The 21,521-nt window shown below is 63.9% G+C and carries 22 protein-coding genes; all 22 read left to right on the forward strand.

Going from position 1 to position 21,521, the window contains the following annotated elements; translation table 11 throughout:
- Positions 1-53: 53 nt before the first annotated feature.
- The 22 genes from FFS62_RS10850 (at position 54) to fliN (ending at position 21,519) form a co-directional block, all read left to right on the forward strand.
- Positions 54-1,538 carry a flagellin gene (locus tag FFS62_RS10850; protein WP_137972830.1) on the forward strand — a complete coding sequence of 495 codons (1,485 nt, stop codon included), beginning with the start codon at positions 54-56 and terminating at the stop codon, positions 1,536-1,538.
- Between the two features lie 72 nt (positions 1,539-1,610).
- Positions 1,611-1,976, forward strand: coding sequence for a flagellar protein FlaG (locus FFS62_RS10855; protein ID WP_137972831.1), 366 nt, complete (start codon positions 1,611-1,613; stop codon positions 1,974-1,976).
- A 73-nt stretch (positions 1,977-2,049) separates the two neighbouring features.
- On the forward strand, positions 2,050-3,819 hold the full coding sequence (gene fliD / locus FFS62_RS10860; protein WP_137972832.1) for a flagellar filament capping protein FliD: 1,770 nt from the start codon (positions 2,050-2,052) through the stop codon (positions 3,817-3,819).
- 2 nt (positions 3,820-3,821) lie between these two features.
- Entirely contained in the window at positions 3,822-4,217 is a 396-nt protein-coding gene (gene fliS, locus FFS62_RS10865) for a flagellar export chaperone FliS (RefSeq protein ID WP_137972833.1), read from the forward strand.
- An 88-nt stretch (positions 4,218-4,305) separates the two neighbouring features.
- Positions 4,306-4,686, forward strand: a complete 381-nt coding sequence (gene fliS, locus FFS62_RS10870; protein WP_137972834.1) for a flagellar export chaperone FliS — start codon at positions 4,306-4,308, stop codon at positions 4,684-4,686.
- Between the two features lie 28 nt (positions 4,687-4,714).
- Positions 4,715-5,011 carry a flagellar protein FliT gene (gene fliT, locus FFS62_RS10875; RefSeq protein WP_137972835.1) on the forward strand — a complete coding sequence of 99 codons (297 nt, stop codon included), beginning with the start codon at positions 4,715-4,717 and terminating at the stop codon, positions 5,009-5,011.
- A 181-nt stretch (positions 5,012-5,192) separates the two neighbouring features.
- Complete coding sequence (locus tag FFS62_RS10880; protein ID WP_137972836.1) at positions 5,193-6,668, forward strand: sigma-54 dependent transcriptional regulator; 1,476 nt, start codon at positions 5,193-5,195, stop codon at positions 6,666-6,668.
- 158 nt (positions 6,669-6,826) lie between these two features.
- Positions 6,827-8,044: a PAS domain-containing sensor histidine kinase gene (locus tag FFS62_RS10885; RefSeq protein WP_137972837.1), complete on the forward strand. Its 1,218-nt coding sequence runs from the start codon at positions 6,827-6,829 to the stop codon at positions 8,042-8,044.
- Positions 8,045-8,048: 4 nt separating this feature from the next.
- Positions 8,049-9,515, forward strand: coding sequence for a sigma-54-dependent response regulator transcription factor FleR (gene fleR, locus FFS62_RS10890; RefSeq protein ID WP_137972838.1), 1,467 nt, complete (start codon positions 8,049-8,051; stop codon positions 9,513-9,515).
- 150 nt (positions 9,516-9,665) lie between these two features.
- Positions 9,666-9,998 carry a flagellar hook-basal body complex protein FliE gene (gene fliE / locus FFS62_RS10895; RefSeq protein WP_137972839.1) on the forward strand — a complete coding sequence of 111 codons (333 nt, stop codon included), beginning with the start codon at positions 9,666-9,668 and terminating at the stop codon, positions 9,996-9,998.
- 17 nt (positions 9,999-10,015) lie between these two features.
- Positions 10,016-11,812, forward strand: coding sequence for a flagellar basal-body MS-ring/collar protein FliF (gene fliF / locus FFS62_RS10900; protein ID WP_137972840.1), 1,797 nt, complete (start codon positions 10,016-10,018; stop codon positions 11,810-11,812).
- Positions 11,805-12,821: a flagellar motor switch protein FliG gene (gene fliG, locus FFS62_RS10905; protein WP_137972841.1), complete on the forward strand. Its 1,017-nt coding sequence runs from the start codon at positions 11,805-11,807 to the stop codon at positions 12,819-12,821. The genes fliF and fliG overlap by 8 nt, the downstream gene beginning before the upstream one ends.
- A gap of 3 nt (positions 12,822-12,824) precedes the next feature.
- Entirely contained in the window at positions 12,825-13,607 is a 783-nt protein-coding gene (gene fliH, locus FFS62_RS10910) for a flagellar assembly protein FliH (RefSeq protein ID WP_371920119.1), read from the forward strand.
- A complete protein-coding gene (gene fliI, locus FFS62_RS10915; RefSeq protein WP_137972842.1) occupies positions 13,597-14,955 on the forward strand; it encodes a flagellar protein export ATPase FliI in 1,359 nt (452 codons plus the stop codon). The genes fliH and fliI overlap by 11 nt, the downstream gene beginning before the upstream one ends.
- 3 nt (positions 14,956-14,958) lie before the next feature.
- Positions 14,959-15,408: a flagellar export protein FliJ gene (fliJ, locus tag FFS62_RS10920; protein WP_137972843.1), complete on the forward strand. Its 450-nt coding sequence runs from the start codon at positions 14,959-14,961 to the stop codon at positions 15,406-15,408.
- A gap of 70 nt (positions 15,409-15,478) precedes the next feature.
- A complete protein-coding gene (locus FFS62_RS10925; RefSeq protein ID WP_137972844.1) occupies positions 15,479-15,784 on the forward strand; it encodes an STAS domain-containing protein in 306 nt (101 codons plus the stop codon).
- A 5-nt stretch (positions 15,785-15,789) separates the two neighbouring features.
- Positions 15,790-17,484 (forward strand): fused response regulator/phosphatase, encoded by a 1,695-nt coding sequence (locus tag FFS62_RS10930; protein WP_137972845.1) that lies wholly within the window; start codon positions 15,790-15,792, stop codon positions 17,482-17,484.
- 29 nt (positions 17,485-17,513) lie between these two features.
- The gene (locus FFS62_RS10935) at positions 17,514-17,864 is read left to right on the forward strand and encodes an Hpt domain-containing protein (protein WP_137972846.1); all 351 of its coding nucleotides are present in this window, start codon (positions 17,514-17,516) and stop codon (positions 17,862-17,864) included.
- A 70-nt stretch (positions 17,865-17,934) separates the two neighbouring features.
- Positions 17,935-19,227 carry a flagellar hook-length control protein FliK gene (locus FFS62_RS10940; protein ID WP_137972847.1) on the forward strand — a complete coding sequence of 431 codons (1,293 nt, stop codon included), beginning with the start codon at positions 17,935-17,937 and terminating at the stop codon, positions 19,225-19,227.
- 209 nt (positions 19,228-19,436) lie between these two features.
- Complete coding sequence (gene fliL, locus FFS62_RS10945) at positions 19,437-19,973, forward strand: flagellar basal body-associated protein FliL (RefSeq protein ID WP_137972848.1); 537 nt, start codon at positions 19,437-19,439, stop codon at positions 19,971-19,973.
- 12 nt (positions 19,974-19,985) lie between these two features.
- Positions 19,986-20,957, forward strand: coding sequence for a flagellar motor switch protein FliM (gene fliM / locus FFS62_RS10950; RefSeq protein ID WP_137972849.1), 972 nt, complete (start codon positions 19,986-19,988; stop codon positions 20,955-20,957).
- Between the two features lie 85 nt (positions 20,958-21,042).
- The gene (fliN, locus tag FFS62_RS10955) at positions 21,043-21,519 is read left to right on the forward strand and encodes a flagellar motor switch protein FliN (RefSeq protein ID WP_137972850.1); all 477 of its coding nucleotides are present in this window, start codon (positions 21,043-21,045) and stop codon (positions 21,517-21,519) included.
- Positions 21,520-21,521 lie beyond the last annotated feature (2 nt).

The following is a 21,521-nucleotide window of genomic DNA, read 5'->3' on the forward strand; positions in this document are numbered from 1 at the left end:
CCCGAGCTCGCAAGCTCAGACAAACGGTTTTACGGTCATCTGGAGGCAATACCATGGCCCTGACAGTCAACACTAACGTTGCGTCCCTCAACACCCAGCGCAACCTGAACACTTCTTCCAAAGGTCTGGACACCTCGCTGCAGCGTCTGTCCACCGGCTTCCGCATCAATAGTGCGAAAGACGACGCCGCTGGCCTGCAGATTTCCAACCGTCTGACCAGCCAGATCAACGGTCTGAACGTTGCTACCCGCAACTCGAACGACGGTATCTCCCTGGCGCAGACCGCTGAAGGTGCCCTGCAGCAGTCCACCGGCATCCTGCAGCGTATGCGTGACCTGTCGCTGCAGTCTGCCAACGGCTCCAACGGTGCTACCGAGCGTGCCGCTCTGCAGTCCGAAGTTGCTCAGCTGCAACAGGAACTCAACCGTATCTCCGATACCACCAGCTTCGGTGGTCGCAAGATTCTGGATGGCTCGTTCGGCTCCCAGAGCTTCCAGGTAGGTGCTAACGCTTACGAGACCATTAGTGTCTCCATCGGCTCCGCCGCTACCGACCGTATCGGTATCAACCGGGTTACTACCTCCGGTGCAGCTGCTGTAGCCACTGCTTCCGGTGCCGCTTTCAGCGCCACCTCTGGCAGCGCCTACGCCGACTCCACCTTCGACATCGACTCCAAGCTGTCCGATGGCGCAGTTACCATCACTGGCGCTGCCAGCGGTGCTGCGAGCGAAGTGGCCAAGGCCGTCAACGCCAAGAGCGACGAAACCGGCGTTACCGCCAACGCTCGTACCGTTGCCGAACTGGGCGGCATCACTGCCTCCGGTACCGTGTCCTTCAACCTGTACGGCGGCACCAGCAAGTCGCTCGATACCGATAGCGCCACCGTCTCCGCAGTAGTCACCGATCTCAGCGATCTGTCCTCGCTGGCTGAGGCGATCAACAAGGAAACTGGCAAGACCGGTATCTCCGCGATTTCCAAAGGCGACACCATCGAGCTGACCAGCTCGCGCGGCGACTCGATCATCCTGTCCAACTACTCGGGCTCGGGCGGTGCGACTCTGCAGGCGAAGAGCTTCGACGGTGAGACTGATGTAGGTGCTGCAGCGACCGTCGTAGAAGGTGGTGGTGCTCGTGCCGATGGCCAGGTTCAACTCGAAGCAGCCGATGCCTTCCAAGTGACTGGTATGACCGGTGGCCTGGGTGCCGATGGCTTCAGTGAGCTGGATGCGGTTAATACGATCGACATCAGTACGGCTGCCGGCGCGCAGGATGCCTTGGGGATCATCAACGGTGCGATCTCCAACATCGACAGTCAGCGTGCTCAACTGGGTGCTGTGCAGAACCGCTTCGAGAACACCATCTCGAACCTGCAGAACATCTCTGAGAACGCCTCCGCTGCTCGTAGCCGGATCCGCGACACCGACTTCGCTGCCGAAACTTCGGAACTGACCAAGAATCAGATCCTGCAACAAGCCGGTACCGCGATCCTGGCCCAGGCCAACCAGCTGCCGCAGGCTGTACTCAGCCTGCTCGGCTAAGGTCAGAGGCGCTAGACTGCGGGGAGAAGGGCTTAGCTCTTCTCCCCGCTACCTCTTTGTGAGGAGAAAGTTATGGACGTCGGTTCAATCAAGAATTCGTTGAATCCGCTTGTTGCCGGGCGTGCTGCTCCCGTCGAGGAGCGCAAGCAGCCAACTGGCGGCCCTGAGGAAGAGCCTGTAGCTCCGGCGGCTGCCGCTGGGCAAGGCGGTGTTTCCCGCGAGCAGGTTGAATCAGCTGTGTCGACCATCCAGGAGTTCGTTCAGTCGGTGAGGCGGAACGTGAATTTCACTCTGGAGGATGCTTCTGGAAGGGTGGTGGTCAAAGTTACCGATGCATCTTCCGGAGACATCATTCGGCAGATCCCTTCGGAAGAGGCCCTGCAGTTAGCCGAGAGTCTCGAGGAAGTACGTAGTTTGCTGTTCAAGGCCGAAGCTTGATTGTAATTGGCACGGCTTTTGACTGTTAGCCACCATTCGGTGATTAAGAGTCATATTTTTGGCGAGGTGAGAAATGGCTGGAATACTAGGTGTTGGAACGGGCATCAAAATTGATGAAATCGTCGCCGCGCTGGTTAACGCCGAGAAGGCCCCAAAGACTCAGCAGCTTGATCGCCTTGAGAAAGCAACTACCTCGCGCTTTTCCGCGCTCGGTACATTGAAAGGGTCGCTGAGCGGGTTACAGACCGCCATCCAGAATCTCAACAAGCCATCTCTTTTCACGAATCGCACTGCTTCATCAAGCAGTAGTGCGGTGCTCAGTGCCAAAGCGGATACTGCAGCCATTGCCGGTAAGTACAGCGTTCAGGTACAGCAGCTGGCGACCAGCAGTAAAGTCGGGCTGCAATCGGTGCCTGCCACTGCCTCCACGACGTTCAACAGTGGAAAAATGACTATCTCTGCCGGTTCATCCAGCATTGAGGTAGACGTTACTGCTACCAATAACACTCTGGCGGGCGTGCGCGACAGCATCAATGCTGCCGGCAAGGACAAAGGCATTAGCGCCACCATAGTCACGGATGCTTCCGGATCTCGGTTGGTGCTGAACTCCAGCAAGCCTGGGGCTGGCAACGACATCAAGGTAGCTGTCGCTGAGGATGGTGTTACGACGGGCACCGTGGCTCTTACCACTCAAGCATTTCAGTCGTCCGCTAGCCTTAAATTGCCTGCTTTCAGTGGTGCTCCGGCCTCCACTCTGTTTCAAAGCGGAAACCTGGCCATCAAGGCAGGCTCGACCAATCTCAATGTGGCCATCAGCGATGGCTCTTCTCTAGAGAATGTTCGAGATGCCATCAATGCCTCCGGCGCTGGCCAAGGGGTTTCGGCCAGTATCGAAACAGATGCATCGGGCTCTCGATTGGTGTTGAACTCCACCAATGGTACTGCGCTTGAAGTGACGGCAACCGCCTCTGGCGGTACTCCCACTAGCAACGCTCTGACCTCATTGAATCCTGCTGCCGGGGTGACTTCTACCTCCGCCAGTCCCAACTCCACCAGCGGCGCTGCTGGGGTCATCAGCAAAGCTCAGTCGGCTGTATTGTTCGTTGATGGTCTCAAGGTCGTTAGCGAAAGCAATACCGTGTCTTCTGCCATTGATGGCGTCACCCTGAATCTGGCTTCGGCTCAAAGTGAGAGCGATCTGGCTGCAGGTAAGACCGTGGACGTCACCATTGGCGTCGATAAAGGCTCGGTCAAGACCAATATCCAGAAGTTTGTCGATGCTTATAACGGCGTCATGACTACTGCTGCACAGCAAACAGCGGTAGTTCAGGTTGGCGAAGGCTCCAAGCCGGTTACCGGAGCGCTGGTCGGCGATGCCACAGTCCGCGGGCTGCTGGCCGGACTGCGCAACGAGCTTGTCAAAACGACCGGGGAGGAGGGGGTCCGGGCGCTGGCTGACCTTGGCATCACTACCCAGAAGGACGGCACGCTGAAGATTGATGACGCCAAGCTCTCTTCGGCGTTGGATACCAACTTTGAGCAAGTCTCCAGCTACTTTACTGGCGACAAGGGTTTGATGGTGCGACTCGACAAGAATGTCGGCGAATACCTCAAAACCGGCGGAGTGTTTGATCAGCGCACCAAGGCGTTGCAGGCCACGCTAACTGGGCCTGGTGGCATAGACGAGCAGCGCAAGGCTCTGGATATGCGCGTTGGTAAAATCCAGGAGCGCCTGGTCGCTCAGTACACCGCCATGGACCAACTGGTCGCCCGTTTGCAGAAAACCAGTGAAAGCCTGAGCAATCAGCTGGCCAGCCTGCCCGGTTTCGTGAAGAAGGATTGATGATGAGCAAGAAGCCGATCGACACCTACAAGCAGGTCAAGACCAGTCAGGAAGTCAGCCCCTACAAGGCTGTGCAGATGTTGCTGGATGGCGCCCTGGAGCGTGTTCTGCTGGCGCGTCAGGCTCAGGCAGAGGGCGACATCGAGATTCGCGGCATGGCAGTGGGCAGTACCATCACCATCCTGGGAGTACTGCAGGCCAGTCTCGACAAGAAGCTGGGTGGCGAAATCGCCGAAAACCTCGATGCGCTTTATGACTACATGACCCGCCGTCTGGCTGGCGTGGCACTGGACGACACACCGCGCAGTCTCGAAGAAGTGCAGAAGCTGCTGACTCAGCTGAAGTCCGCCTGGGATGGCATCGGCCCGGAAGTAGAGCCTGCCGCCGCCGCGGAATAATCCGTTTTTTTGCTTCGCTCGGTCCTCAAGATGAGTACCGCATTGCCGATATAAAGACTGTATCCAGGCAATGTTCAGTGGAGCAATCATGAACGCAATGGCGGCCCTTCGGCAGTATCAAACCGTCAACACTCAGGCTCAGGTCAGCGACGCCAGCCCGCATCGACTGATTCAGATGCTCATGGAAGGTGGCCTGTCCCGTCTGGCTCAGGCCAAGGGCGTCATGATGCATGGCCAGCACGCAGCGAAAGGCGAGCTGATCAGCAAGGCGATTGGTATCATCGGCGGTCTGCGTGAGAGTCTCGACCTGCAGCAAGGCGGTGAAATTGCCGCTAATCTCGACAGACTCTACGAGTACATGGTCTCGCGCCTGGTCGAGGCCAACATCGGCAACGATGTGGCTATCATCGACGAAGTGGCCGAGCTGTTGCGCAACGTGAAATCCGGTTGGGATGCCATCAGTCACTGAGCATCTGCAGTGTGAAGGGGAAGTATCCATGAGTTCATCCGTCCAGCTTCTTGAAGCCACCGGTAACGCCTTGCGTGATGCGCTCGCTCGCCGCGACTGGGCTGCCATTGGTGAGCTGGATGCCCAGTGCCGCCATGCTGTCGATGAGGCCATGGTCGAGGCTGAGCGTGACGAGGGCGTGCTGCGTGAGCGTATGCAGACGCTTCTCGACCTCTACCGCGAGTTGGTGATGACCTGCCAGGCCGAGCAGCGCCGCCTCGCCGGCGAACTGGTACAGCTCAACCAGTCTCAGCAGGGCGCCAAGGTCTACCAGCTGTTCACCTGAACGGCTTCCCTCCTTACGAATTTCTCGGGCATCTACAGACAATTACGGATGCTCTCGGGATTCGCAGAAAAAGTTACGCCATAAATTTGACTCTCGCCTGATTTTTGACTTTACTAGTGGCCAATTGCCGTTGTCGCTTTGGCGACTCCTTTTCCCAGCCCGCGAGCCAGACCAGAACAAGATGTGGCGTGAAACCAAAATCCTGCTGATTGACGACAACGCCGAGCGCCGCCGTGACCTGGCAGTGGTTCTCGGTTTTCTTGGCGAAGACCACTTGGCCTGCAGCAGTGCCGATTGGCGCGAGACCGTGGGCAAACTCGACTCCAGTCGCGAAGTGCTCAACGTGCTGCTCGGCGATGTGAACGCCAAGGGCGGTGCCCTGGAGCTGCTCAAGCAGATCATCGCCTGGGACGAGAACCTGCCGCTGCTGATGATCGGCGAGCCGGTTCCGGCGGACTGGGCGGAGGACCTGCGCCGCCGTGTGCTGGCCAGCTTGGAGATGCCGCCCAGCTACAACAAGCTGCTCGACTCCCTGCACCGTGCCCAGGTCTATCGCGAGATGTACGACCAGGCCCGCGAGCGCGGCCGCCAGCGCGAGCCGAATCTGTTCCGCAGCCTGGTCGGCACCAGCCGTGCCATCCACCAGGTACGTCAGATGATGCAGCAGGTGGCCGATACCGAGGCCAGCGTGCTGATCCTCGGCGAGTCCGGCACCGGCAAGGAAGTGGTCGCGCGCAACCTGCACTATCACTCCAAGCGCCGCGAGGCGCCGTTCGTGCCGGTCAATTGCGGGGCGATTCCGGCGGAGCTGCTGGAAAGCGAACTGTTCGGCCATGAGAAGGGCGCTTTCACTGGCGCCATCACCAGCCGCGCCGGGCGTTTCGAGCTGGCCAACGGCGGCACCCTGTTCCTCGACGAGATCGGCGACATGCCGCTGCCGATGCAGGTCAAGCTGTTGCGCGTGCTGCAAGAGCGCACCTTCGAGCGGGTCGGCAGCAACAAGACCCAGTCGGTGGATGTGCGCATCATCGCCGCCACCCACAAGAATCTGGAGAAGATGATCGAGGAGGGGACCTTCCGCGAGGACCTCTACTACCGCCTCAACGTCTTCCCTATCGAGATGGCGCCGCTGCGCGAGCGCGTGGAAGACATCCCTCTGCTGATGAACGAGCTGATCTCGCGCATGGAGTTCGAGAAGCGCGGCTCCATCCGCTTCAACTCCGCCGCCATCATGTCGCTGTGCCGCCATGACTGGCCGGGCAACGTGCGCGAGCTGGCCAACCTGGTCGAGCGCATGGCGATCATGCATCCCTACGGCGTGATCGGCGTCGGTGAGCTGCCGAAGAAATTCCGCCATGTCGATGACGAAGACGAGCAGTTGGCCATCAGCCTGCGCGAAGAGCTGGACGAGCGTGCAGCCATCGGCGCCAGCATTCCGGGCATAGCCAACACCGCCATGCTGCCGCCAGAGGGGCTGGATCTGAAGGATTACCTCGGTAATCTCGAACAGGGCCTGATCCAGCAGGCACTGGACGATGCCTATGGCGTAGTGGCACGAGCCGCCGAGCGCCTGCGCATTCGCCGCACGACCCTGGTGGAGAAGATGCGCAAGTACGGCATGAGCCGCCGTGACGACGAAGGCGGAGACGAGGACTGAATCTCCTCGCTTCCCAGGAAATAGAGCCGGAGCTTTGACGCAAGCTCCGGCTTTATTTTTTAAGTTGTTGAAATATAAGGCCTAATTTTTAGGCATGGGGATTGCTAAGACTCTCTCGACTGACCGTCTGCTGACGGTTCGCCAGCCGAGAGAAGAGCATGAGCCAAGCCGCCCCGTCGCCCGTCACCCCCGAAGCCGCCGCCCCAGCTGCGCCTATCGAGCAGGCCAGCCGTGCCAATCTGGAACAGGCCTTCGCCCTGTTCAACCAGATGTCCACGCAGCTCAGCAGCTCCTACAGCATGCTCGAGGCGCGGGTGAGCGAGCTCAAGGGCCAGCTGGCCCTGGTCAGCGCCCAGCGCATGCAGGAGCTGGCCGAGAAGGAGCGTCTAGCCCAGCGTCTGCAGAGTCTGCTCGACCTGCTGCCTGGCGGTGTGATAGTCATCGATGGTCAGGGTGTGGTGCGCGAGGCCAATCCGGTGGCACGCAGCCTGCTCGCTAAACCTCTAGTGGGCATGCTCTGGCGCGAGGTGATTGCGCGCAACTTCGCCCCGCGTGAAGACGACGGCCACGAGATTTCCCTCAAGGACGGGCGCCGCCTGTCCATCGCCACCCGCTCCCTGCAGGGCGAGCCGGGGCAGCTTGTACTGTTGACGGATCTGACGGAAACCCGTCGCCTGCAGGATCAGTTGGCGCGCCACGAACGCCTGTCGTCCCTGGGGCGCATGGTCGCCTCGCTGGCCCACCAGATCCGCACGCCGCTGTCGGCCGCGCTGCTGTATGCCAGCCACCTTGCCGAGCAGGAGCTGCCGTTCGAGCAGCAACAGCGTTTCGCCGGTCGCATCAAGGAGCGCCTGCACGAGCTGGAGCATCAGGTGCGCGACATGCTGGTATTCGCCCGTGGCGAGCTGCCGCTGCCCGACCGCATCGCCCCCAATGCCTTCTTCGACGCCCTGCGCCGCGCCGCCGAGCCCCATGTGCTGGGCATGAATGTGCGCTGGCAATGCGATGCCCGCCTGGGCGAGTTGCTGTGCAACCGCGACACCCTGGTCGGCACCGTGCTCAATCTGATCGAGAACGCCATCCAGGCCGGCGGCCGCGAAGCCGGCCTGAAGATTCACCTGTATGCCCGCGACAACAGCCTGCGCCTGTGCGTCAGCGACAACGGGCCGGGTATCGACGAAACCACCCTGGCGCGCCTCGGCGAGCCCTTCTTCACCACCAAGACCACCGGTACCGGCCTCGGCCTGGCGGTGGTTCAGGCGGTGGTGCGCGCCCACCAGGGCGAGCTGCGCCTGCGCTCGCGCGTCGGTCGTGGCACCTGCGCCACCCTCGTACTGCCGCTGCTCAGCGCGGCGCAACCGGATATTCAGGAGTAAGCCCATGACCGCCAAGGTTCTGCTGGTCGAAGACGACCGCGCACTGCGTGAAGCGCTTGCCGACACCCTGCTGCTCGGTGGCCATGACTTCCGCGCCGTGGAGTGCGCCGAGGATGCCATCGAGGCGCTGGGCGAAGAGGCTTTCAGCCTGGTGATCAGTGACGTCAACATGCCCGGCATGGACGGCCACCAGTTGCTCGGCCTGATCCGCGCCAGCTATCCGCAGCTGCCGGTACTGCTGATGACCGCCTATGGCGCGGTCGAGCGCGCGGTGGATGCGATTCGCCAGGGCGCCGCCGATTACCTGGTCAAGCCGTTCGAGCCGCGTACCCTGCTGGAGCTGGTGGCGCGCCATGCCCTCGGTCGGCTGCCGGCCAGCGATAGCGATGGCCCGGTGGCGTGCGAGCCGGCCAGCCGGCAACTGCTAGAGCTGGCCGCCCGCGTGGCCAGGAGCGATTCCACCGTACTGATCTCCGGCGAGTCCGGTACCGGCAAGGAAGTGCTGGCGCGCTACATCCACCAGCAGTCGAACCGGGGCAATGGCCCGTTCATCGCCATCAACTGCGCAGCGATTCCCGACAACATGCTCGAGGCCACCCTGTTCGGCCATGAGAAGGGCGCCTTCACTGGTGCCATCGCCGCCCAGCCGGGCAAGTTCGAACTCGCCGATGGCGGCACCATTCTGCTCGACGAGATTTCCGAGATGCCGCTGGGCCTGCAGGCCAAGCTGCTGCGTGTGCTGCAGGAGCGGGAAGTGGAGCGGGTGGGGGCGCGCAAGCCGATCAACTTGGATATCCGCGTGCTGGCCACCACCAACCGCGACCTAGCCGGCGAAGTGGCGGCGGGGCGCTTCCGCGAAGACCTCTATTATCGCCTGTCGGTCTTCCCGCTGGCCTGGCGTTCCCTGCGCGAGCGGCCTGCTGACATTCTGCCGTTGGCCGAGCGCCTGCTCGGCAAGCACGTCAAAAAAATGAATCATGCCGCCGTCCAGCTCTCGCCGCAGGCCCGCGCCGCTCTGGTGGCTCACGCCTGGCCCGGCAACGTGCGCGAGCTGGACAACGCCATCCAGCGTGCGCTGATCCTGCAACAGGGAGGGCTGATCCAGCCGCACGACCTGTGCCTGACGGCGCCTATCGGCATGGCGCCGATCAGCGTCGCGCCAACCGTGCGGCTGGTGACTGGCAATTCAGCCTCGGCTGTGGGCGCTCCGGCGGCCGGTACGCCGGCTTCGTCGACCAGCAGTCCGCTGCCGATCGAGGAGCCAGCCGCCGTTGCGGAGGGTGCCGGCGCTCTGGGCGAGGATCTGCGTCGTCGCGAGTTCCAGGTGATCATCGATACCCTGCGTGCCGAGCGTGGCCGCCGCAAGGAGGCTGCCGAGCGTCTGGGCATCAGCCCGCGGACCCTGCGGTACAAGCTGGCGCAGATGCGCGATGCCGGCATGGACGTGGAAGCCTATCTCTACGCCAGCTAAGCATTCGCCCCGTCCGGCCTTGCCGGCGGGGCAATAGCGATCCCCTCTTGGCCCGCCTCGTGCGGGTCTTTGTTTTTTGGCACTGTGCTTGCAGATACCCCCGCATAGGCCGCGCAGCGTCAAAAATCCGCGGTCGCTGGAGGAAAGGTCATGAGCCAGGGTGTCGAATTCAATCGCCTGATGTTGGAAATGCGCTCCATGCAGATGGAGGCCATGGCCAAGATCAAGCCTGCGCAGGTTGCCGCGCCGGAGCCGGGTGCGCCGAACTTCGCCGATATGCTCGGCCAGGCCGTTGAAAAGGTGAACGAGACCCAACAGGTTTCCGGCCAGCTGGCCACTGCCTTCGAGATGGGGCAGGCGGGTGTCGACATCACCGACGTGATGATCGCCTCGCAGAAGGCCAGCGTTTCCTTCCAGGCCATGACCCAGGTGCGCAACAAGCTGGTTCAGGCCTATCAAGACATCATGCAGATGCCGGTTTAATAGGGCGGATTTGAGTCATGGCTGAAGCAGTCGCTGCAAACGTACCCGCCACCACTGGCGCCGACGAGCCGAAGAAACCGCTGTTCGGGCTGGCCTTCCTGGAGAACCTCTCCGAGATGTCCATGCTGCGTCAGCTCGGCCTGCTGGTCGGTCTGGCTGCCAGCGTGGCGATCGGCTTCGCCGTGGTCCTGTGGTCGCAGCAGCCGGACTACAAGCCGTTGCTGGGCAACCTGGCCGGCATGGACAGCAATCAGGTGATGGAGGTGCTCAACGCCGCCGATATCGCCTACACCGTCGAGCCCAACTCCGGCGCGCTGCTTGTCAAGTCCGACGAGCTCGGCCGCGCGCGCATGAAGCTGGCCGCCGCCGGCGTGGCGCCGGCCGACGGCAACGTCGGTTTCGAGATCCTCGACCAGGAGCAGAGCCTGGGGACCAGCCAGTTCATGGAGGCCACCCGCTATCGCCGCGGCCTGGAAGGCGAGCTGGCGCGCACTATCTCCAGCCTGAACAACGTCAAGGGTGCCCGCGTGCACCTGGCCATTCCGAAGAGCTCGGTGTTCGTCCGCGACGAGCGCAAGCCCACCGCCTCGGTACTGGTCGAGCTCTACCCGGGCCGCAGCCTGGAGCCGAGCCAGGTGATGGCCATCGTCAACCTGGTGGCCACCTCCGTGCCGGAGCTGACCAAGTCCCAGGTCACCGTGGTCGACCAGAAGGGCAACCTGCTGTCCGACCAGCAGGAGCTGTCCGAGCTGACCATGGCCGGCAAGCAGTTCGACTACACCCGCCGCATGGAAACCCTGTTCACCCAGCGCGTGCACAACATCCTGCAGCCGGTGCTGGGCAACGGCCGCTACAAGGCCGAGGTGTCCGCCGACGTCGATTTCAGCGCGGTGGAATCCACCTCCGAGATGTTCAACCCGGACCAGCCGGCTCTGCGCAGCGAGCAGCAGGTCAACGAGCAGCGCTCCAGCAGTATGCCGCCGCAAGGCGTGCCGGGTGCCCTGAGCAACCAGCCGCCGGGTGCCGCCTCCGCTCCCGAGCAGGCCGCAGCCGCCGCACCGGCGCCGGCCGGCCCGGTCGCCCCCGGCCAGCCGCTGCTGGATGCCAACGGCGCGCAAATCATGGATCCGGCCACCGGCCAGCCGATGCTGGCGCCGTATCCGGCGGATAAGCGCGAGCAGTCCACCCGCAACTTCGAGCTGGACCGTTCGATCAGCTACACCAAGCAGCAGCAGGGCCGCCTCAAGCGCCTGTCGGTGGCTGTGGTGCTGGACGACAAGGTCAGCATCAATCCCGAAACCGGCGAGACCACCAGCAGCCCCTGGGGCGCCGATGACCTGGCGCGCTTCACCCGCCTGGTACAGGACTCGGTGGGCTTCGACGCCAGCCGCGGCGACAGCGTCAGCGTGATCAACGCGCCGTTCTCCGCCGAACTCGGTGAGGTCATCGAGACCCCCTGGTATCAGAGCGAGCTGTTCCTGATGGGGATGGGCGCCCTGAAGCAACTTTTCCCCGCGCTGTTGATCTTCCTTCTGGTGTGGTTCGTTTTGCGCCCGGTGCTCAACAACATTGCCGGTGGCGGCAAGAACGCCGCGGGCGAAGGCCGCGAGGGCGATGTGGAGCTGGGCGACATGGGTGGCCTGGAAGGCGAGCTGTCCTCCGATCGGGTAAGCCTCGGCGGCCCGCAGAGCATCCTGCTGCCAAGCCCCTCCGAGGGTTATGATGCACAACTGAACGCCATCAAGAGTCTGGTGGCGGAAGATCCGGGCCGCGTCGCCCAGGTAGTCAAAGAGTGGATCAACGCCGATGAGTGACAATCGCACCGCCGTCAAGCTGAACAAGGTCGACAAGGCCGCCATTCTCCTGCTGTCCCTCGGCGAGACGGACGCGGCGCAGGTGCTGCGTCACCTCGGGCCGAAGGAAGTGCAGCGGGTCGGCGTGGCCATGGCCGGCATGCGCAACGTGCAGCGCGAGCAGGTCGAGCAGGTGATGGGCGAGTTCGTCGACATCGTCGGCGACCAGACCAGCCTGGGCGTGGGCTCTGACGCCTATATCCGCAAGATGCTCACCGCAGCGCTGGGCGAGGACAAGGCCGGCAACCTGATCGACCGCATCCTGCTCGGCGGCAGCACCAGCGGCCTGGACAGCCTGAAGTGGATGGAGCCACGCGCCGTGGCCGACGTGATCCGCTACGAGCACCCGCAGATCCAGGCCATCGTGGTCGCCTACCTCGATCCGGACCAGGCCGGCGAGGTGCTCAGCCACTTCGACCACAAGGTGCGCCTGGACATCATCCTGCGCGTTTCCTCGCTCAACACCGTGCAGCCGGCGGCGCTCAAGGAGCTCAACCAGATCCTCGAGAAGCAGTTCTCCGGCAGCGCCAACACCACCCGCGCCAACCTGGGCGGCGTGAAGCGCGCGGCGGACATCATGAACTTCCTCGACAGCTCGGTGGAGGGCCAGCTAATGGACTCCATCCGCGAGGTCGACGAGGACCTGTCCAGCCAGATCGAGGACCTGATGTTCGTTTTCGACAACCTGGCCGACGTCGACGACCGCGGCATCCAGGCGCTGCTGCGCGAGGTCTCCTCGGACATCCTGGTGCTGGCCCTCAAGGGCGCCGACGAGGGCATCAAGGAGAAGGTCTTCAAGAACATGTCCAAGCGCGCCGCCGAGCTGCTGCGCGACGACCTGGAGGCCAAGGGCCCGGTGCGCGTCAGCGAAGTGGAGACGGCGCAGAAGGAAATCCTCACCATCGCCCGGCGCATGGCCGAGTCCGGCGAGATCGTCCTCGGCGGTGCCGGTGGCGAGGCGATGATCTAAACCATGGTGCCGCCCAAGGATGCCCCCAGCGAGCTGATCCGCGCCAAGGACGTGGCGGGCTTCGACCGCTGGGCCATACCCAGCTTCGATCCCGAGGTTGAGACCCCGCCCGAACCCGAGCCGGAACCCGCGCCGGCGGTCGAGGCCGAGCAGGTTCAGGTGGAGGAGGTGGCGGTCGAGGACGTCAAGCCGCTGACGCTCGACGAACTCGAGGCGATCCGCCAGGACGCCTACAACGAAGGTTTCGCCACCGGCGAGAAGGACGGCTTCCGCGCCGGCCAGCTCAAGGCCAAGCAGGAGGCCGATGCCGCCCTGGCCGGCAAGCTGGCGCAGCTGGAACAACTCATGGGCCATCTGATGGCACCCATCGCCGAGCAGGACCAGGAACTGGAGAAGGCGCTGGTCAACCTGGTCAGCCAGATGACCCGCCAGGTGATCCAGCGCGAGTTGGCCAGCGACTCCAGCCAGATTCGCCATGTGCTGCGCGAGGCGTTGAAGCTGCTGCCCATGGGCGCCAGCAACGTGCGCATCCATATTCATCCGCAGGACTTCGAGTTGGTGAAGGCCCTGCGCGAGCGCCACGAGGAGAGCTGGCGCATCCTCGAGGACGACTCCCTGCAGCCCGGCGGCTGCCGGGTCGAGAGCGAGCACAGCCGCATCGACGCCAGCGTCGAGACGCGCATGGCCATGGCCCTCAAGCAGCTGTTCGAGCAGCAGCGGGCCCAGGCCACCAATCCGCCAGAGGCTGATATCCAGGTCGATCTGGAGAGCCCCGATGCGCCTTGAGCGCACCAGCTTCGCCAAACGCATGGCCGGCTACGAAGAGGCCGTCGAGCTGCCGACCCAGCCGGTGGTGGAAGGCCGCCTGCTGCGCATGGTCGGCCTGACCCTGGAGGCCGAGGGCCTGCGCGCCGCGCTGGGCAGCCGTTGCCTGGTAATCAACGACGACAGCTACCATCCGGTGCAGGTCGAGGCCGAGGTGATGGGCTTCTCCGCCGGCAAGATCTATCTGATGCCGGTCGGCAGCCTGGCCGGCATCGCCCCTGGCGCCCGCGTGGTGCCGCTGCCGGACACCGGCCGCCTGCCCATGGGCATGTCCATGCTCGGCCGGGTGCTGGACGGTGCCGGCCGCGCCCTGGACGGCAAGGGCGGGATGAAGGCCGAGGACTGGGTGCCGATGGACGGCCCGACCATCAACCCGCTCAATCGCGACCCGATCCATGAGCCGCTGGACGTCGGCATCCGCTCCATCAACGGTCTGCTCACCGTCGGTCGTGGCCAGCGCCTGGGCCTGTTCGCCGGTACCGGCGTGGGTAAATCGGTGTTGCTGGGCATGATGACCCGCTTCACCGAGGCGGAAATCATCGTGGTCGGCCTGATCGGCGAGCGGGGCCGCGAGGTCAAGGAGTTCATCGACGAGATTCTCGGCGAGGAGGGCATCAAGCGCTCCGTAGTCGTCGCCTCGCCGGCGGACGATGCGCCGCTGATGCGCCTGCGCGCCGCCATGTACTGCACACGCATCGCCGAATACTTCCGCGACAAGGGCAAGAACGTCCTGCTGCTGATGGATTCGCTGACCCGCTTCGCCCAGGCCCAGCGCGAGATCGCCCTGGCCATCGGCGAGCCGCCGGCGACCAAGGGCTATCCGCCGTCGGTGTTCGCCAAGCTGCCGCGCCTGGTGGAGCGAGCCGGCAACGCGGAGCAGGGTGGCGGTTCGATCACCGCCTTCTACACCGTGCTCAGCGAGGGCGACGACCAGCAGGACCCGATCGCCGACGCCGCCCGCGGCGTGCTCGATGGTCACTTCGTGCTGTCGCGCCGTTTGGCCGAGGAAGGTCACTATCCGGCCATCGATATCGAGGCCTCGATCAGCCGGGTCATGCCCCAGGTGGTCAGCCCCGAGCACCTCAAGCAGGCCCAGCGCTTCAAGCAGCTGTGGTCGCGCTACCAGCAGAGCCGCGACCTGATCAGCGTCGGCGCCTACGTGCCGGGCGGCGATCCCGACACCGACCTGGCCATCGCCCGCCAACCGGCCATGGCGCGCTACCTGAAGCAGAGCCTGGGCGAGAGCGAGTCGATGGCCGAGAGCGTCAGCCAGCTGGCGCAGGTGTTCAACCCGCAGGCGCAGGCCTGATAGATGGCCAACAGCCGCGCCGCGCGCCTGGCGCCGGTGGTCGAGATGGCCGAGCGCGCCGAGCGCGAAGCGGCCCGCCAGATGGCGCATATGCAGGGTCTACTGGCCAAGGCCGAGGCGCAGCTGGGCGAACTGGAGCGCTACCGCGCCGATTACCAGCAACAGTGGATCAGCGAAGGCAGCAAGGGCGTGTCCGGGCAATGGCTGATGAACTACCAGCGTTTCCTCAGCCAGCTGGAAACCGCCATCGGCCAGCAGCTGCAGAGCATCAACTGGCACCGGCAGAACCTCAACAAGGCCAGGGCCGCCTGGCAGCAGCGCTATACGCGGGTGGAAGGTCTGCGTAAGCTCGTCCAACGCTACCTGGACGAGGCGCGTGCGGCCGAGGACAAGCGCGAGCAGAAGCTGCTCGACGAGCTGTCGCAACGCCTGCCGCAACGCGAGCAGAATTGACGCGCGGTTGCCGCCGTCACTTGCGGGTGCTACATCTTCTCTTTGCATAAGAATCAACAAGGAGTGCTACATGGCCATCACCGCGCTACCTTCGGGCGACGGGCAGGAGCTGACCATTCACATCCAGGGACGCTTCGATTTCTCTGCGCACCAGGAATTTCGCGATGCCTACGAGCGGGTGAGCGCGACTCCCAAGCGCTACGTGGTGGACCTCAAGGGCGCCACCTACCTGGACAGCTCGGCCCTGGGCATGCTCCTGCTGCTGCGTGACCACGCCGGCGGCGATCATGCGCGGATCAGCCTGGTGAACTGCAATCCGGACGTGCGCAAGATCCTCTCGATCTCCAACTTCGAACAGCTGTTCCAGATCGGCTGACCGCCATGCCCAACCGCCTGTCCATCCTGATCGCCGAGGACAGCGCAGCGGACAGGATGCTGCTGTCCACCATCGTCAGCCGTCAGGGGCATCGGGTGCTCACCGCCAGCAACGGCTTGGAGGCGGTCGGCCTGTTCGAGCAGGAGCGTCCGCAGCTGGTGCTGATGGACGCGCTGATGCCGGTGATGGACGGCTTCGAGGCGGCGCGACGGATCAAGGAGCTGGCTGGCGAGGCGCTGGTACCGATCATCTTCCTCACCTCGCTGACCGAGAGCGAAGCGCTGGTGCGCTGTCTGGAGGTCGGTGACGACTTCCTCGCCAAGCCCTACAACCAGGTCATCCTGCAGGCCAAGATCAGCGCCATGGACCGCCTGCGCCGCCTGCAGAAGACGGTGCTGGAACAGCGCGACCTGATCGCCAAGCACAACGAGCACCTGCTCACCGAGCAGCGGGTGGCCAAGGCGGTGTTCGACAAGGTGGCCCACTCCGGTTGCCTCAGCGCGGCGAACATCCGCTACCTGCAATCGCCCTTCGCCCTGTTCAACGGTGACCTGCTGCTGGCCGCGTTCAAGCCCTCCGGTGGCATGCATGTGCTGCTCGGCGACTTCACCGGCCACGGCCTGCCGGCGGCCATCGGGGCCATGCCGCTGTCCGAGGTGTTCTACGGCATGACCGCCAAGGGTTTTTCCATGGCGGAAATCCTTCGCGAGATGAATGCCAAGCTCAAGCGCATCCTGCCGGTGGGAGTGTTCTGCTGCGCCACCATGCTCAACCTGAGTTTCCAGCGCCGGGTGGTTGAGGTGTGGAATGGCGGCCTGCCGGATGGCCACCTGCTGCGCGTCAGCAGCGGCGAGCGGGTGCCGCTGGTATCGCGCCACCTGCCGCTGGGCGTGCTGGACCCGGCGTCCTTCAACGAGGCCTATGAGGTTCATCCGCTGCAGCCTGGTGATCGCATCTTCCTGCTTTCCGACGGTGTGCTGGAGACCCGCGACGCCAGCGAGCAGCTGTTCGGCGAGGAGCGCCTGTTGCAGGTGTTCACCAGTGGTCACCCGCCGGAGCGCCTGTTCGAGGAGATCCAGCGGGCGCTGACGGCGTTCCGTGGCGAGGCCCAGGACGACGTCAGCATGATCGAGCTGAGCATGGTCGACGACTCCGTGCTCAGTCGCCCGCCGCTGGCCTTCTCCGACAGTGGCCAGAGCAGCCCGCTGGACTGGTCGGCCAGCTTCGAATTCCGCGCCGAGGCGCTCAAACGCTTCAACCCTCTGCCGTTCCTGCTCCAGTTGCTGATGGAGGTGCGTGGCCTGCGTGCCCAGGGCGGTGCGCTGTACACGGTGATGGCCGAGTTGTATTCCAACGCCCTGGAGCATGGTGTGCTGGGCCTGGACTCCAAACTCAAGTCCGATGCCCAGGGCTTCGCCCAGTACTATCGTGAGCGCAGCCAGCGCCTGCTGACGCTGCAGGAGGGCTTCGTGCGCTTCGACCTGGAGCTGTTGCCGGAGGCCGGTGGTGGCTGCCTGCGCATCCATGTGCAGGACAGCGGCGCTGGTTTCGACGTAAGCCGTGCCCTGGATCGGCAGCGCGACTGCGACAGCCTCAGCGGGCGTGGCCTGCGCCTGATCTGCCAACTTGCCGACCGGTGCCAGTGGTCGCCCGACGGGCGTGGCGCCATCGTGGAGTTTCGCTGGGTGGCTCAGGCATAATCGGCGCTTCCCGATCATGGAGTGAGCTGGTGTCCGATTCCCATCTCGATCAGAGCGTGCTGGCTTCCCTGCTGGATGTCATGGGGGAGGAATACCCCGTGCTGCTGGATACCTTCCTGCTCGACTCTGAGGAGCGCCAGCGCCATATCCACGAGGCCATGGCCGCCGAAGACGCCCAGGCCCTGCGCCTGGCCGCCCACAGCTTCAAGGGGAGCTGCAGCAACATGGGCGCCACGCTGCTGGCCGGCCTGTGCAAGAACCTGGAAGAGGCCGCCCGTCGCGAGCGACTGGACGAGGCGCCGGCACTGATCGAGCAGATCGGTCGCGAGTTTGCCATCGTGCGCATCCTGCTCAAGTCCGAGCGCCAACGCTATCGCTGAGTACGTCGGGCAAAGTTGGCCCGGCCCTTGCTCTATCACCGGTACGATCCCTCACTAACGGAGAGTACCCATGTCCGTTGCACCCGACTTTCTCCTTCAGTCCGCGCCCGAAGTGCGGCCGAAGACACCTGCGGCCAAAGCCCCGACCAATACCCCTGAACCCCGCAACAACGAGGCCTCCAGCTTCGCCGAGGTCTACGCCAAGGAGCGTCAGAGCAAGGCCGCAGAGCGCAAGGAGGCCAGCGCCAAGGCCGCCGAGGAGCGCTCTGCCGAGGCCAAGCCGGCAGACGAGGCGACGGCCGAGCCTGCCGCCGAACAGCCGGTCGTTGCCGAAAGCGGCAATGCCTTGCCGGAGGAGTCGGCCGAGGGCGGCGAGGAGGGTGTCGATCCGTTGCTGCTGATGGCCATGACGGGCCAGCTGCCGACGGCCGAGACGGTCGATCCGCTGGCTGCCCAGGGCGAGGTTCCGGTCGAGGGGGGCGATCCTCTGTTGCAGGCGACCACGCCGACCGTGGCCAGCGCCGCGCCGGCGACCATGACCGAAGCCAGTCACGATCCCGAACTGGACATGCTCAACAGCCTGCCGGCGGTGAAACTGGCGCTTGAAATGGGCGCGCAGGAGAAGGCTGCCGCACAGCAGCAGTTGAGCCCTGGAGCGGTAGCCGCGGAGAAGTCGGCCAATGCCAGCCAGGGCTTCGCCAATGCCCTGGCCGCCTTCTCCGGCGATGCCGTGCCCAGCGAGGAGACATCGACCGAGGGGCTGGAGGGCGAGCTGCTCGTCGAAGGGCTGGACAGTTCTCTGTCCAGCGTTCGCGAAAGCCAAGCTGACGCACGTGCCGAGGCCTTCGCCAGCAAGCTCAGCGCCTTGAGCCAAGCCATCAACCAGCAGAACAACGTGCAGCGCCTGCCGCTGGTGCCCGGCCAGCCGGTACAGGTGAACCATCCCGGCATGAGCGAGGCGGTGGTCGACAAGGTGATGTGGCTGTCCAGCCAGAACCTCAAGTCGGCCGAGATCCAACTCGACCCCGCCGAGCTGGGACGCATGGAAGTGCGCATCGAGTTGAACAAGGACCAGGCGGCCCAGGTCACTTTCATCAGCGCCAACGCCAGCGTGCGTGACCAGCTGGAAGGCCAGGTCCATCGTCTGCGCGAATTGTTCGCCCAGCAGGGCATGAACCAGCTGGACGTCAATGTCTCCGACCAGTCCATGGCCCGTAGTTCCCAGGGCGGCGGAGAGGAGGGGCGCAGGCATTCCGGCGGTCGTGGCATGGGCGGCGGCGATGAAGAGGTGCTGAGCGGCGTCAGCGAACTGCGCGGCCAGTCGTCTGCCGCGTCGCGTGGCCTGGTGGATTACTACGCCTGACGCTTCGCCAAGCCCCGCAATATCCTGCGCCCGGTGCCGATAAAGCACCGGGCGCAGTCGTTTTCGGGTGACAGGCGGTCGTTGCCTTGGTATATCGGCTGCCTGTGTCGGGCGGGGCGATAGCGGCTATCTTGTTTACAAGATGGCATAACACTTGCTCCTAAGCCCTTGACCAGGGACAAAACACTGAATAGTGACGGATTTTTGGCATGGCAAAGAAACCAGCTCCTAAACCCCCGGCAGCCGAAGGCGGCGAAAAAGCCGGTGGCAAGGGCAAGCTCAAACTCATCATCCTGATCGTGGTGGCATTGCTGCTGGCGATTGGGGTGTCCGTGGGCGCGACCTGGTTCCTGCTCGGCAAGGACAAGGGTGCGGAAGAAGACAAGCCGGCCGAGGAAACCAGCGAAAGCGCGGCCCCGGTCAAGCAGCCGGCGCTGTACGAGAGCATCGCTCCGGCCTTTATCGCCAACTACAAACACCAGGGCAGGGCGCGCTACATGCAGGTCAGCGTGGCGCTGATGGCGCGCAACCAGGCCGAGCTGGACGCCCTCAAGGTGCATATGCCGCTGATCCGCAACCGCCTGGTGATGCTGTTCTCCGGCCAGGACTTCGGCGCGCTGATGACGCCGGTCGGCAAGGAAATGCTGCGCAGCCAGGCGACCGCCGTGGTGCAGGAAGTGGCGCAGAAAGAAACCGGTAAAACCGTGGTCGAACAGGTACTGTTCACCAACATCGTGCTGCAGTAGCAGGAGCCCCGCATGGCCGTACAAGACCTGCTGTCACAGGATGAGATCGATGCGCTGCTGCATGGCGTCGACGATGGCCTGGTCGAGACCGAGGCCGATGCCGACCCCGGCAGCGTCAAGAATTACGACCTGACCAGCCAGGATCGCATCGTCCGCGGACGCATGCCGACCCTGGAGATGATCAACGAGCGCTTCGCCCGCTACACCCGCATCAGCATGTTCAACCTGCTGCGCCGCTCCGCCGATGTGGCGGTGGGCGGGGTGCAGGTGATGAAGTTCGGCGAATACGTGCACTCGCTGTACGTGCCGACCAGCCTCAACTTGGTGAAAATGAAGCCGTTGCGCGGCACCGCCTTGTTTATCCTCGACGCCAAGCTTGTGTTCAAGCTGGTGGACAATTTCTTCGGCGGCGACGGCCGCCACGCCAAGATCGAGGGCCGTGAGTTCACCCCGACCGAGCTGCGCGTGGTGCGCATGGTCATCGACCAGGCCTTCGTCGATCTCAAGGAAGCCTGGCACGCGGTGATGGACGTCAACTTCGAGTACATGAACTCGGAAGTGAACCCGGCCCTGGCCAACATCGTCAGCCCCAGCGAAGTGGTGGTGGTGTCCACCTTCCATATCGAACTGGACGGTGGTGGCGGCGATCTGCACATCACCATGCCCTATTCGATGATCGAGCCCATCCGCGAGATGCTCGACGCCGGTTTCCAGTCCGATGTCGACGATCAGGACGAGCGCTGGATCAAGGCCCTGCGCGAGGACATCCTCGACGTCAACGTGCCGCTTGGCGCTACCCTGGCGCGTCGCGAACTCAAGCTGCGCGACATTCTGCACATGCAGCCCGGCGACGTGATTCCGGTGGAGCTGCCGGAACAGATGATCATGCGCGCCAATGGCGTGCCGGCATTCAAGGTCAAGCTGGGTGCCCACAAGGGCAACCTGGCCCTGCAGATTCTCGAGCCCGTAGAGCGCCTGCGCTAAGGCGTGGTGCCCCGGGTCGTTAACCCAGCCGGTCGGGCTTGCAGCCCGGCCAGCCCTCAGATAAACAGCCAGCCGAGGTAGAGCGATGGCAGACGAAAACGAAGGCACCAGCCCAGAAGAGCAGGCCCTGGCCGACGAGTGGGCCGCAGCCCTCGCCGAGGCCGGTGATGACGCCGGCCAGGCGGACATCGATGCGCTGATGAACCAGGGTGCTGGCGCCGCGGCTCCGGCCGCACCGCGCATGGCCATGGAGGAGTTCGGTGCCGCGCCCAAGCCTGGCAACGGTCCCGTGTCGCTGGATGGGCCGAACCTGGACGTGATCCTCGATATTCCGGTGTCCATCTCCATGGAAGTGGGCAGCACCGAGATCAGCATCCGCAACCTGCTGCAGCTCAACCAGGGCTCGGTGGTGGAGCTGGACCGTCTGGCCGGCGAGCCGCTGGACGTGCTGGTCAACGGCACCCTGATTGCCCACGGCGAAGTAGTGGTGGTCAACGAGAAGTTCGGCATTCGCCTGACCGATGTGATCAGCCCCAGCGAACGCATCAAGAAGCTGCGCTGAGG

Source organism: Pseudomonas sp. F(2018) (genome assembly GCF_005508865.1).
Lineage (GTDB): Bacteria > Pseudomonadota > Gammaproteobacteria > Pseudomonadales > Pseudomonadaceae > Aquipseudomonas.

Bases quoted from the DNA above. Each gene is read 5' to 3' on its own strand.
- fliS (WP_137972834.1), top strand. From the start codon at position 4,306: ATGAACGCAATGGCGGCCCTTCGGCAGTATCAAACCGTCAACACTCAG.
- fliH (WP_371920119.1), top strand. From the start codon at position 12,825: ATGGTGCCGCCCAAGGATGCCCCCAGCGAGCTGATCCGCGCCAAGGAC.
- FFS62_RS10850 (WP_137972830.1), top strand. From the start codon at position 54: ATGGCCCTGACAGTCAACACTAACGTTGCGTCCCTCAACACCCAGCGC.
- FFS62_RS10885 (WP_137972837.1), top strand. From the start codon at position 6,827: ATGAGCCAAGCCGCCCCGTCGCCCGTCACCCCCGAAGCCGCCGCCCCA.
- fliN (WP_137972850.1), top strand. From the start codon at position 21,043: ATGGCAGACGAAAACGAAGGCACCAGCCCAGAAGAGCAGGCCCTGGCC.
- FFS62_RS10855 (WP_137972831.1), top strand. From the start codon at position 1,611: ATGGACGTCGGTTCAATCAAGAATTCGTTGAATCCGCTTGTTGCCGGG.
- fliL (WP_137972848.1), top strand. From the start codon at position 19,437: ATGGCAAAGAAACCAGCTCCTAAACCCCCGGCAGCCGAAGGCGGCGAA.
- FFS62_RS10930 (WP_137972845.1), top strand. From the start codon at position 15,790: ATGCCCAACCGCCTGTCCATCCTGATCGCCGAGGACAGCGCAGCGGAC.
- FFS62_RS10925 (WP_137972844.1), top strand. From the start codon at position 15,479: ATGGCCATCACCGCGCTACCTTCGGGCGACGGGCAGGAGCTGACCATT.
- fliE (WP_137972839.1), top strand. From the start codon at position 9,666: ATGAGCCAGGGTGTCGAATTCAATCGCCTGATGTTGGAAATGCGCTCC.
- fliI (WP_137972842.1), top strand. From the start codon at position 13,597: ATGCGCCTTGAGCGCACCAGCTTCGCCAAACGCATGGCCGGCTACGAA.
- fliJ (WP_137972843.1), top strand. From the start codon at position 14,959: ATGGCCAACAGCCGCGCCGCGCGCCTGGCGCCGGTGGTCGAGATGGCC.
- fliM (WP_137972849.1), top strand. From the start codon at position 19,986: ATGGCCGTACAAGACCTGCTGTCACAGGATGAGATCGATGCGCTGCTG.
- FFS62_RS10940 (WP_137972847.1), top strand. From the start codon at position 17,935: ATGTCCGTTGCACCCGACTTTCTCCTTCAGTCCGCGCCCGAAGTGCGG.
- fliF (WP_137972840.1), top strand. From the start codon at position 10,016: ATGGCTGAAGCAGTCGCTGCAAACGTACCCGCCACCACTGGCGCCGAC.
- FFS62_RS10880 (WP_137972836.1), top strand. From the start codon at position 5,193: ATGTGGCGTGAAACCAAAATCCTGCTGATTGACGACAACGCCGAGCGC.
- fliT (WP_137972835.1), top strand. From the start codon at position 4,715: ATGAGTTCATCCGTCCAGCTTCTTGAAGCCACCGGTAACGCCTTGCGT.
- fleR (WP_137972838.1), top strand. From the start codon at position 8,049: ATGACCGCCAAGGTTCTGCTGGTCGAAGACGACCGCGCACTGCGTGAA.
- fliS (WP_137972833.1), top strand. From the start codon at position 3,822: ATGAGCAAGAAGCCGATCGACACCTACAAGCAGGTCAAGACCAGTCAG.
- fliG (WP_137972841.1), top strand. From the start codon at position 11,805: ATGAGTGACAATCGCACCGCCGTCAAGCTGAACAAGGTCGACAAGGCC.
- fliD (WP_137972832.1), top strand. From the start codon at position 2,050: ATGGCTGGAATACTAGGTGTTGGAACGGGCATCAAAATTGATGAAATC.